Origin of the sequence: Paenibacillus sp. MMO-177 (genome assembly GCF_037147795.1) — a bacterium.
Lineage (GTDB): Bacteria > Bacillota > Bacilli > Paenibacillales > Paenibacillaceae > Pristimantibacillus.
Window position 1 is genome coordinate 152,689 of record NZ_JBBCUR010000012.1, and the last position, 12,026, is coordinate 164,714.

6 protein-coding genes are annotated in these 12,026 nt (G+C 59.2%); 2 read left to right on the forward strand and 4 right to left on the reverse strand.

The window, feature by feature from the left end:
* Window positions 1-14 precede the first annotated feature (14 nt).
* From WFK81_RS26940 to WFK81_RS26955, 4 genes are all read right to left on the reverse strand, one after another.
* The gene (locus WFK81_RS26940) at window positions 15-1,790 is read right to left on the reverse strand and encodes an acyl-CoA dehydrogenase family protein (protein ID WP_336790049.1); all 1,776 of its coding nucleotides are present in this window, start codon (window positions 1,788-1,790) and stop codon (window positions 15-17) included.
* Window positions 1,791-1,845: 55 nt separating this feature from the next.
* On the reverse strand, window positions 1,846-3,057 hold the full coding sequence (locus tag WFK81_RS26945) for an acetyl-CoA C-acyltransferase (RefSeq protein WP_336790051.1): 1,212 nt from the start codon (window positions 3,055-3,057) through the stop codon (window positions 1,846-1,848).
* A gap of 701 nt (window positions 3,058-3,758) precedes the next feature.
* The gene (locus WFK81_RS26950; RefSeq protein ID WP_336790053.1) at window positions 3,759-6,176 is read right to left on the reverse strand and encodes a 3-hydroxyacyl-CoA dehydrogenase/enoyl-CoA hydratase family protein; all 2,418 of its coding nucleotides are present in this window, start codon (window positions 6,174-6,176) and stop codon (window positions 3,759-3,761) included.
* 66 nt (window positions 6,177-6,242) lie between these two features.
* The gene (locus WFK81_RS26955) at window positions 6,243-8,477 is read right to left on the reverse strand and encodes a (Fe-S)-binding protein (protein ID WP_336790055.1); all 2,235 of its coding nucleotides are present in this window, start codon (window positions 8,475-8,477) and stop codon (window positions 6,243-6,245) included.
* A gap of 526 nt (window positions 8,478-9,003) precedes the next feature.
* Between WFK81_RS26955 and WFK81_RS26960 the strand changes: the two genes are divergently transcribed.
* The gene (locus tag WFK81_RS26960; protein WP_336790069.1) at window positions 9,004-9,822 is read left to right on the forward strand and encodes an electron transfer flavoprotein subunit beta/FixA family protein; all 819 of its coding nucleotides are present in this window, start codon (window positions 9,004-9,006) and stop codon (window positions 9,820-9,822) included.
* A gap of 791 nt (window positions 9,823-10,613) precedes the next feature.
* Entirely contained in the window at window positions 10,614-11,597 is a 984-nt protein-coding gene (locus tag WFK81_RS26965; RefSeq protein ID WP_336790057.1) for an electron transfer flavoprotein subunit alpha/FixB family protein, read from the forward strand.
* Window positions 11,598-12,026 lie beyond the last annotated feature (429 nt).

Genomic DNA, 12,026 nt, shown 5'->3' on the forward strand with positions numbered 1-12,026 from the left:
TGGCGTTCCCCCTCCTACACAATATATTGCTCCCCGCTAATGACCCTTGCGGCAATATCCCGCTTGGCCGCAATCGTATCGACCAGCGGACCGCGCATCAGCTTTTTCAAGACCGACAGCTGCATTTGCAGGGCATCTCCCTTCGCGAGCGCCGTCAGGGCAACCTTTGCAATCGATTCGATCTTCTCCAGCGCTTCCTGTACGAAGACTTCCGTCATTTGAATCGCGTTCCCGGCATCCGCACCGCTTTGCACAAGCTTTTGCGTGCGGAGCAGCGCGCTCTCCGCGGCGAACAGCTGGATCATAATATCCGAAAGCGCGCAGAGCACTTCCTGCTCCTGGTCGAGCTTAACCCCAAGCTTTTGCACGGCGAGTCCGCCGACGGCAAGAAAAGCTTTTTTCCCCTGCGACACGCGGTATGCCTCCCGGCTGAGCGGCTCATCGAACGGCGGAACCGGCATCGGCTGCAGCAGCTCGGCCTGCAGGGACTGCGCTTTTTCGAGCAGCGGAAGCTCGCCTTTCATCGCTTTTTTCAGCAAAGTTCCGGGAATGAGCATCCGGTTAATCTCATTGGTTCCTTCGAAAATCCGGTTAATCCGCGAATCCCGGTAAATGCGCTCCACCTTATATTCCTTGATATAGCCGTAGCCGCCGTGAATTTGGACGCCCTCGTCCGCCACAAAATCCAGCGTCTCCGACGCAAACACCTTAATAATCGAGCATTCCAGCGCATACTCGCTGATCGCTCTGGCCGCCCGCATTCCGGCATCCGGCGCATCCGCTCCGGCCCCCTCCGCGCTCAGCATGGCATCGATCCAGCCCGCGGTCCGGTATACCATCGATTCCAGCACGTAGGTTCTAATATTCATATCCGCCAGCTTTGCGCCAATGAGCGGGTAAGAGGAGATCGCACGGCCGAACTGCTTGCGCGTGTTGGCGTATTTGGAGGCCAGCTCGATCGTTTCTTTGGACCCGCCAAGACAACCCGCTCCCAGCTTGAAACGCCCGATGTTCAGGATATTAAACGCGATTCTATGCCCTTGGCCGATCTCGCCAAGCACGTTCTCCACCGGCACCGCGACATCCTCGAAAAATAACGGGCGCGTCGACGAGCCCTTAATGCCCATCTTGTGCTCCTCCGGCCCCAGGCTGAAGCCTGGCATCCCTTTTTCCACGATAAACGCGCTGAACGCTTCCCCGTCCACCTTCGCGTACACGATAAACACATCCGCAAAGCCCGCATTGGTGATGTACAGCTTGGAGCCGTTCAGAATATAATGGCTGCCGTCAGGCGACAGCTTTGCCGTTGTTTTGGCGCCTAAGGCATCCGATCCGGAGGCCGGTTCCGTTAAGCAATAGGCGGCGATCAACTCACCCGTGGCAAGCTTCGGTAAGTATTTGCGCTTCTGGGCGGCAGTTCCGAAAAAAACGATCGGCAGCGTGCCGATCCCCGTATGCGCGCCAACGGACAGCGCGAAAGAGGAGGCGCGGGCAAGCGTCTCCGACAGCAGGGTTGTGCTTACTTTATCGAGTCCAAGACCGCCATAGGCTTCGGGCACATCCGCTCCAAGAAGGCCAAGCTCGCCTGCCTGGCGCATCAGCTTAACCGTAAGCTCATAGTCCAGGCCCTCAATCTGCTCATCAAGCGGAAAAATCTCTCCCTCCACAAACTGCCGCGCCGCATCCGCCATCATCTTCTGCTCGTCGCTAAAATCCTCCGGCGTAACCGTAGCGGACGGCAGAGCATCCTCGATTACAAAACGACCGCCAAACCGAATGTTTTCCCCCATGCTTTTACGTCCCCTTTCCCTCTCGCCTTCCTGCTTCCTCCACTTGCGCGCTGTGCTACGCGTATACCTCAAACACGCCTGCGGCTCCCATCCCTCCGCCGACACACATCGTGACAACTCCGATTCCTCCACCGCGTCTTTTCAGTTCGTGAATAAGCGATACAGACAGCTTTGTTCCCGTGCAGCCAAGCGGATGACCAAGCGCAATCGCCCCGCCATTGACGTTCACGCGGTCAGGATCGATGCCAAGCTGCTCGATAATCGGCACGCATTGGGCCGCAAAAGCCTCGTTCAGCTCGAAAATATCAATGTCGTTAACCGTTAAGTTAGCTGCCTTGAGCGCTTTTGGAATAGCCTCTATCGGGCCAATGCCCATTACCTCCGGCGCTACACCAGCAACCCGGTAAGCGCGGAAGGCGGCAAGAGGCGTCAGCCCAAGCTCCTTCGCCTTGGCGCGGCTCATCACAACAACCGCGGCTGCGCCGTCGCTCATCTGCGAGGAGTTGCCGGCCGTAACCGTACCTTCCCGGGCAAAAGACGGCTTCAGCGGCGCTAGCGTCTCCGGCGTCGTATCCGGGCGGACGCCCTCGTCGGTGTCAAAGGTGAAGGTGCGTTCAACCGGCCGGCCGTACTCATTCACGTCGGACCGGGTTGCCGTCACCGGTACGATCTCATCCTTGAAACGGCCTTCCTGAATCGCGGCTGCCGCTTTGCGATGGCTGGACGCGGCAAACGCATCCTGCGCCGCGCGGGTAACGTTGTAGCGGCGTGCCACTTCCTCGGCCGTATGGCCCATGCCCATATACACCTCCGGCATGGTATCCACGATGCCCGGATGAGGGGACAGCTTAAAGCCGGTCATCGGCACATGGCTCATGCTTTCCACGCCGCCTGCGACGAGGATGTCCGCATCGCCAAGCCTTATACGTTCTGCCGCGTAGGCGATTGCCTGCAGACCCGAAGCGCAGAACCGGTTAATCGTTACGGCCGGCGTGGTAACCGGGAAGTCCGAATAGAGCGAAATAATTCTCGCCATATTGAGCCCTTGCTCGCCTTCCGGCATGGCACAGCCGATAATGACATCCTCGACGTCGGCTGCGTCAAGCCCAGGAACCCGGCCTACCGCCGCGGTCAGCACGGCCCGTCCAAGGTCCTCTGCCCTCGTCTCCGCCAGACTTCCCTTCTTCGCCTTGCCCACCGCGGTCCGTACCGCGGATACGATAACGGCATCGCGGTCATGGTCCGCAAATTTGCCCGCTGCTCCCATAAAGCGCCTCCTTCTTTTTGGCGCCGCCCGCGCCTCATCGCGCTAGCGGCGTCTTTTGTGCTGTGCTGTGTTCCCGATGAACGTTGCAGATAAGACCCTCGCAGGGCCTTATTTGCTGTGCAACCCTTGTTTTCAAGTAACTTTTAGCTTGCACGCGGGGGGATAAGACCCTGTGGGGGTCTTATCTCACTCCGACTCCCGATGAACGTTGCAGATAAGACCCTCGGAGGGTCTTATCTGCTGTGCAACCCTTGTTTTCAAGTAACTTTTAGCTTGCACGCGAGGAGATAAGGCCCTGTGGGGGTCTTATCTCACTCCGACTCCCGATGAACGTTGCAGGTAAGACCCTCGGAGGGTCTTATTTGGCCCACACGAATGGATAGCCACAAGCTACGTTGGATCTGCTCCAGTAATACGAAGGTTTTTTCCCCGCGTAATGGCCTACATTGGATTTCCTACAGTCTATTTCGCCTATTTAAGCGATTCCGCAGATAATTGGCTGATTCTACTGGATGAAATCCAATGTAGAGATAGTTACTGGTCGATAACGCGTCATTAGGTTGGATGACATCCAGCCTGAACGAGAGTTTGTGTTACTCGAATTGAGCTGCAGTCCCCGTGGAGCCCCCATGGAGCACCACAGGCAGCTAATAACGCAGTCCTCGCCGACCAACCTCGAACTCTCTCAACCCTACTTCATGCTAATTCCGCAGCGGCTTGCCGGTGGAGAGCATGTGGCTCATGCGATCCTGCGTTTTGCGCTCGCCGCAGAGGCTGAGGAAGGCTTCGCATTCCAGGTCGAGCAGGTACTGCTCGCTTACCTCCGCTCCCGGCGCGGCATCGCCGCCGGCCATCACATGCGCGAGCTTATTGCCAATCAGCGCGTCATGCTTGCTGATCTGGCCGCCCAGCAGCAGACTGTGCACGCCCATGCGAAGCACGGCTTTACCCTCGCGGCCGGCCACGCGGACGCGAGCCTCGGGCTGCGGCGTATAGCCCGCCCGGTCCAGCTCGAGCACCGCCCGCTTCGCTTCGGCAATCCGCGCGTCCTGCCGCATAATGACGCGGTCCTGCGGGCGCTTCAGCCCGATGCGGCCAACATCAAAGCCGCTGGTGGACGTTTTGGCCATCGCAACCGTCTCGAATAAGGCGTTCAAATGAGGCTGGATTTCGCCGCCTCCTGCCCTTGCCGCAGCCATAACGGCAGCCTCCTTCGAGCCGCCGCCCGCCGGGATCAAGCCAACCCCGGTCTCGACGAGACCGAAATACGTCTCGGGCGAGAAAATAATCTGGTCGGCCGGCAGGCAGGCCTCGACGCCTCCGCCAAGCGTCATCCGGTGAGGCGCGGCGACGACGGGACGGTCTAATTTTTTGATCGAGAGCATGCTGCTCTGGAACATCCGGATGATGTCCTCGACCTCATCCCATTCGCCGTTTTGCGCCTCCATCAAGAGAAGCAGCAGATTCGCGCCTACGCAGAAGTTGCGCCCGTCGTTCGCGATAACAAGCCCGCGCCAGTTCTTGCTGACCTCTTCGGCCGTCCGCCGGATCGCCGTCAGAATCTCGCCGCCGATGGCGTTGTTCTGCGAATGGAATTCGAGACAGACCACGTCATCGCCAAGATCAATCAGACTCGCATCCGAGGTTCGCAGCACCGTCCGGCCGGCTTCCTTCAAAGCAGCAAGCGAGATCTCATCCGGCGACAGCTCTTCGGCCGCATACCCTCCGCCCCCGCCGGCGTATACAAACCGTTTGCCTTCCTGCACTTTATAAAAGCTTCCGTTCCCTTCCGCAATCCACGTCAGTACCCATTCCGGCACCACGTCGCCTTCGGCCTTCATCCTGGCTACGGACTTCTCTAACCCAAGCGCATCCCACAGCTCGAACGGCCCAAGCTCCCAGCTGAAGCCCCATTTCATCGCTTTATCGATATCCGTGATGGAGTCTGCGATAACGCCAACCAGGGCTGCCGAATAGAGAAGCGTGCGCTTTATCGTCTGCCACGCGAACTGGGCGTATTTGTGCTTCGGATCCGTGCCGATGAGAGCCCGGACCTTGCCGCCCGTGCCTTTTGCGGCCTTGGCCGCATCGATGATCGGACCCTTTACCGAGCTCCGCGGCCGGTAAGCAAGCGATTCCAAATCAAGCGATTCGATCTCGCTGCCGCCCTTCGGCCCCCTAATTTTCCGGTAAAAGCCGCCGCCGCTCTTTTCACCCAGCCGCCCCGATGCCACCAGTTGCTCTAATAGCGGAGGCCTTGCAAACGTCTCGCGTTCAGCCGCATCCGTGCTTTTCTCCCGGACGTTGTCGACGACGTGAAGCAGCGTATCGAGGCCAACCAGATCCAGCATCCGGAACGTTGCCGTCTTGGGCCGCCCCATCGCTGGCCCCGTCAGCGCATCCGCTTCCTCCACCGTAAGCCCAAACCTCAGGCCCTCCTCCAGCGTCACCAGCATGCCGTACGTACCGATCCGGTTGGCGATAAAGTTCGGCGTATCCTTCGCCACAACAACGCCTTTGCCAAGCCGTTCCTCGCATAACGCGGTCAATAGTGCCGTAACCTCTGGAGCCGTGTCACTCGTCGGCACTACCTCAACCAGCTTCATATAGCGCGGAGGGTTAAAAAAATGCGTCACCGCAAAATGCTGCCGAAACGCGTCGCTCCTGCCCTCCACCATCTCGGCTACCGATAAGCCCGAAGTGTTGGAGGATACAATCGTGCCGGGCTTCCACACGCTCTCCACCCGCTCGAACAAGCTTCGCTTCACATCCAGCCGCTCGACAACCGCCTCGACAATCCAATCCACCTCGGATAATCCCGCCAGGTGATCCTCGAGATTACCAGCCGTAATCCGCCCGGCAAAAGATGGCTCATACAGCGGAGCAGGCTGCGCCTTCGCCATACGGGCAACGGCAGCTTGCGCCAGGCGGCTGCGCACCTGCGGGGAAGACAGCGTCAACCCGCGTTTTTCCTCCTCCGGCAATAATGCCTGCGGCACGACATCGAGCAGCAGCACGCGCATGCCGGCATTCGCGAGATGCGCGGCAATTCCCGCGCCCATTACGCCGGAGCCGATGACGGCCGCACGCCTTACCGTACCCGTTCGATTCATCGACATTGAATAGTCCCTCCTGGGTTCTTTGGTTTTTGCTTCGAAAGCATAAGCTGTCTTTTTACCGGACCGTTAAGCCGTCTCTTTGCCAAACACGCTTGCCGCAAGCAGCTCCGCTACATCGCGTGCCGCCGTCTGCTCATCGGCCTCCAGAAGCTTCAGCCCATCTTCCATCATCGTCAGGCAATACGGGCAGGCCGAGCCAATGACCGTAGGCCGTACCTCCAGCGCTTGCGATACTCTGGCGCGGTTAACGCGGACGCCGCTTTGCTCCTCCATCCACATGAGTCCGCCGCCCGCTCCGCAGCACATGCCGTTCTCGCGGTTTCGCGCCATCTCTTCGATCTCGATGCCCGGAATCGCCTTCAGCACCTCGCGCGGCGCATCATAGATGCCGTTATAACGTCCGAGATAGCAGGAATCATGATAGGTGACGCGTTCTTTGACAAGGTGCTCGGGCGTTAACCGCCCATCCTTGAGCAGCCGGGCAAGCAGCTCCGTGTGATGCTCGATTCTGACGTCCGACGGAAGCCCGAAATCCGGATATTCCTTGCGGAAGGTGTTAAGCGTATGCGGGCAGGCCGTTACGATGCGGGTTATCCCGTAACGGGCAATGGTCTCGATGTTTTCTCGGCACAGCTCCTGGAAAAGCAGCTCGTTGCCGATCCTGCGCGGCGTATCGCCCGAGTTCCTCTCCTCTGCCCCAAGCGTGGCAAAAGACACTCCCGCCCGGTCGAGCAGCCGCACGAGATCGTACAGCACCTTCCGGCTGCGCGTATCGTAAGAACCCATGGAACCCGCCCATAGCAGGAACTGCGGCTTTGGCGCTCCCGCGCGTTTAATTTCCTGCATCGTCTTAACGCGGACGCCGGTGCGGCTCTCGCATTCGTCGATCCAAGCCGCGCGTTCGGCCCTCGGAAGTCCCCACGGATTGCTTTGGCGTTCGATGTTTTGCAGCGCGCGCTGGCCGTCAGACGGCAGGCGGCCTTCCATCAGCACGAGATAACGGCGCATATCGATGATTTTGTCGACATGCTCGTTGCCAACCGGGCACATCTCCTCGCAGTTGCGGCAAGTCGTGCATGCCCACAGCTCCTCCTCGCTCATGACGTCTCCGATCAGCTCCAGCTCATCCGGCTTTGCTCCCTCACGGGCATTCCAAGCCTGCTTCTGCGCCGTCATGGTCGGAATAATGGAGGTCACGCTTCCTTCCGGACTGTCCTCCCAGGACGGAATCAGCGCCCCCATTACATGCGCCCCTGCCGCCCGCCCGCCCATAAACGCTGGAACCCAAGGCGACTTGGACGTAATGGCGGCTCCTTTTTCCGTGAGGTGATCCCGAAGCTTTGTCATGAGATGCATCGGCGACAGCAGCTTGCCGGTATTCGAGGCCGGGCAGACATTCGTGCAGCGTCCGCATTCCACGCAGGCATACAGGTCGAGCAGCTGCTTTTGCGAAAAATGCTCGATTTTGCCCGCGCCAAAATACTCCGCTTCCTCATCCTCCAGATTAAGCGGCGCCAGCCGGCCCACCGGCGCATTGCGCCCGAGCCACAAATTCACGGGAGCCGTCAGCAGGTGAAAATGCTTCGACTGCGGCACGTACACAAGGAAAGACAGCAGCACCAATAGGTGCAGCCACCAGAACAGCTCATAACCCGCTTCGGACGCGATGCTGCCTGCAGGCACGCCAAGCTTCCCGATCCAATCCGCAAGCACGGAGGAAACAGGCGCGAAACGGTCGCTTACGGCATGCGGATCTCCCGACAGCCGCTCGAAGGAAAGCGTCAGCAGGACGGTCAGCATCAGGCCGCCGATAAACCACAGAACAAGCGAAGGCTTCCAGCCGCGCTTCAGCCTCGGCAGCTGCTCGATATACCGGCGGAAGGCTCCATACAGGACCGCTAGCAGGACAAGCGAGACCGTCAGCTCCTGCGACCAGGCGAACTGGCCGTAGAAGGGAAACGGAATCGGGTGGCCGCCGAGTTTTTTCCAGATGATATCCGCCGCTCCAAACTGCAGAATGATAAAACCGTAGAAATAAATCAAATGCATGACGCCGCTCCGGATATCGCGCAGCAGCTTGCTGTGCCCAAGCACCTGTCCCGCTACCGAGGAACGTCCTGCCAATTCCCTCCGCTCATCCGATGGCATCGCCTCATGGGCATCCGCCCGGCCAAGCTTGATGTAGCCCACCCTGCGCAAGACGACCGTAACAAAAAAGGCTGCGGCCAGCCCCAATACCGCCGCGAACAAAATCCACCTGAGTGCAGCTGTCGCCACATCTGCCGACCACCATTCCAGCAATGGCCACGCCCCCTTTTGCAGCCCTCGATTCGGACAAGCTTTTAAGCTTTGTGACAAGGTGAAACGGCTGCTCCTTCCTTTGGCAGGGAGAGCGCGTTTCAATCCGAAGAATTCCTAGCCATGTTTACAAGCAAAAAACTTATAAACGCTTGGAATTCAAGGTGAAACGGCTTCGCTGGCCTTTGGCAGGCAGAGCGGGTTTCAATCCGCAAAATTCCAAGCCATGTTTACAAGTAAAAAACTTATAAACGCTTGGAATTCAAGGTGAAACGGCTTCGCTGGCCTTTAGGAGGGGCAGCATTTTCAAAAAAACCGCGGTGCTCCAGTATATGAGCCCGTTAGCATGAACATGCCGCCCCTTTCGCCGGTGCGGACGGTCTATTTGGCCGAGTTGACTCATATCGTAGCACTGATGGAAAGCGGTTTAGCCGAGCCTTGCAGCCGGCAGCGGCCATGCTGCGGGAGAGGCTTGTCGGCCGGGCGAAAATTGAGCATGGAACTATAGTCTGAGGAGGTTGCTGCAGTGCTGAACATTGTCGTTCTACTCAAGCAGACATTTGATACGGAAGAAAAAATTATCGTAAAGGACGGCGCCGTTGCGGAAGCGGACGCCAAGCTCGTCATTAATCCATATGACGAATATGCCCTCGAGGAGGCGCTGCGCCAGCGCGAGGCGCATGGCGGCGAGGTACGGGTTGTCTCCTGCGGAGGCGACCGCTCGGAAGAAGCGCTGCGGACCGCGCTTGCGATGGGCGCGGATGAGGCGATCCGGCTCGACGCAGCTACCGTCGAGAGCGGCGATAGTTTCGCGCTGGCCGCTGCGCTTGCGAAGGTTATCGAGCCGCTTAAGCCGGATCTGCTGCTGGCGGGCTTGTTCGCCGTCGACAGCGGCTCCGGGAGCGTCGCGCTCCAGGTCGCGGAGCGGCTTGGACTGCCGCATGCATCCGCAGCGGTGAAGCTTGGCATTGCAGGGCAGGATGAGGCGAAGGCATCCGGCGAGCTGCCTCCGGGCGCAGCATCGGCGGCAAGGTTTGCTGTCGTGGAGCGCGATGTCGAGGGCGACACGGAGACGGTTGTGATCCCGCTGCCAGCGCTGATCACCGCGCAGCAAGGGCTCAACGAGCCGCGGTATCCGTCGCTGCCGGGCATTATGAAGGCGAAGCGGAAGCCGCTCGCCCGGGTGTCGGCAGCCGCAGGCGGCGAGGAAGAAGGCGCGCGGACATCGCGCCTGGCGCTTTTTCCGCCGGCGCCTCGCGCAGCCGGCCGGCGCCTGGCCGGGACGCCCGGCGAGCAGGCGGCGGAGCTTGTCCGCCTGCTGCAGGCGGAGGGCCAGCTGCCGCAGTAAGCCGGCAGAACGGCGTTAACCGTTAAGGCAGTTAAAAGGAGCGCTGCCTAGTCATGGGCAGCCACGTTACGAGCGCTATGTGACCTTAACCTTATGCGAACCCACCCACTTGGCGGCTTTAGCACTCGATTGTCGGTAGTTTAGGTCCCTAAGGGACCTAAACGTGACACGCAACTAGCTTATTCAACTGGTTAAGAGCCCTCGGGGATCTTAACCTTATGACGATCCACCAACTTAGCTGCATATTTGCTCATTTGCCGGTTGTTAAGGTCCCTAAGGGGCCTTAACGAGTCACGCAACTAGCTTATTCAGCTGGTTAAGAGCCCTCGGGGATCTTAACCTTATGCCGATCCGCCAACTTAGCTGCATATTTGCTCATTTGCCGGTTGTTAAGGTCCCTAAGGGGCCTTAACGAGTCACACAACTAGCTTATTCAACTGGTTAAGAGCCCTAAAAGCCCTTAACTTTGCAAAGGTATCTCCTAACCGTAAATTGCATCCAATAAGACCCTCTCGGGGTCTTATTGAGGTACTTCATCTACTTAATAGTTTGGATAAGACCCTGCCGGGGCCTTATCGTAACCGTAAAAGCCGGAAATGCATTAAAAAGACCTAACTGCAACAGAAATAAGACCCTATGAGGGTCTTATCCTCTACAATCGCAACTCGACCTATTGCAATAAAGCCCTCCCAGGGTCTTATTGCCCCAACGACCACGCAGAATAGTTACTTCAGCAACTTTGGAGATAAAAATTCATATGCAGCTCGACCTGCAACAAAGGAGGAAATAAGATGGGTAGAACGATACTCGTGTTTGCCGAGTGCCGGGACGGCAAGCTTCGCCGCGTTGCGCTTGAGGCGCTTGGCGCCGCGCGGCGGCTTGCCGGTGCGGACGGCTCGGTCCATGCCGTCCTCGCCGCCCCCGGCGGCGCGGCCGATGAAGCAGCCGCGCTGGCTGCGCGAGGGGCGGACGTCGTCCATGTCGCGGACGACCCGGCCCTTCGCGCCTTTGCGCCCGAGGCGTACATCGCCGCCTTGCGCGCAGCTATAGAAGCGGTTAGGCCGGACGCGCTGCTGCTCGGCCATACCGCCGTGGGGCGCGAGCTCGCGCCCCGCGTGGCCGCGGCCATCGGCGCCGGCCACGTCGCAGACGTAACCGCCATCGATGAGACCGATGGCGTGTTCACGCGGCCGCTCTACGCCGGCAAGGCGTTCGAGCGGCGCAGCTTCACACCGGGCCGGCCGTGGGTGGTCACGGTCCGCCCGAATAATTTCGAGCCGGCCGAAACCCTGCCGGCCGGCGAGCCCCAAGGCACCGTGCAGGCGCTGCCGTTCACGGTGCCGCCAATCCTGACCGCGGTGCGCTCGCTTGTGCGCCGCGCCGGCGGTCAAATCGATCTCGCCGAGGCCGACGTGGTCGTCTCCGGCGGCAGAGGCGTGCGCAGCTCGGCCGGCTTCGAGCCGCTGCAAGAGCTCGCCGGCGTACTCGGCGGCGCGGTTGGCGCCTCTCGCGGCGCTTGCGATGCCGGCTACTGCGGCTATGCCCTGCAAATCGGGCAGACCGGCAAGGTCGTTACGCCTCAGCTCTATATTGCCTGCGGCATTAGCGGCGCCATCCAGCATCTTGCCGGCATGAGCCAATCGCGCGTCATTATCGCGATCAACAAAGACCCCGACGCGCCGATCTTCAGCGTTGCTGATTATGGCATCGTCGGGGACCTGTTCGAGGTTGTTCCGCTATTATCGGAGGAGTTCCGCAGAACGCAATCCGGTTAACTTAATGGTTCTAAGCATTAACCCGGCTAATCATTGGGACAATGAGTCCCCTTGGCCCTTCTAACGAAACTACAAGTTCTTATTTCGCCAAAAAGATGCCTCTCGCAATTCTAACGAAACTGCATATCGCTATTGCGGCTAATTGAACCCCTAAACCAGTCAAAATCACCAAATAGCGATACCAGGTTTCGTTAGATTCCGTATACTGCTAAATTCGGGCAAATAACGTTACCAAGTTTCGTTAGCGTAGTTTACCGGAAGGCCGGACGAGGTTTCCGGGCTTCCGGGCTTCCCGGGTTTCCGGGCTCCGGGCTTGGCTTCCGGGTTTCCGGGTTTCCGGGTTTCCGGGTTTCCGGGTTTCCGGGTTTCCGGGTTTCCGGGTTTCCGGGTTTCCGGGTTTCCGGGTTTCCGGGTTTCCGGGTTTCCGGG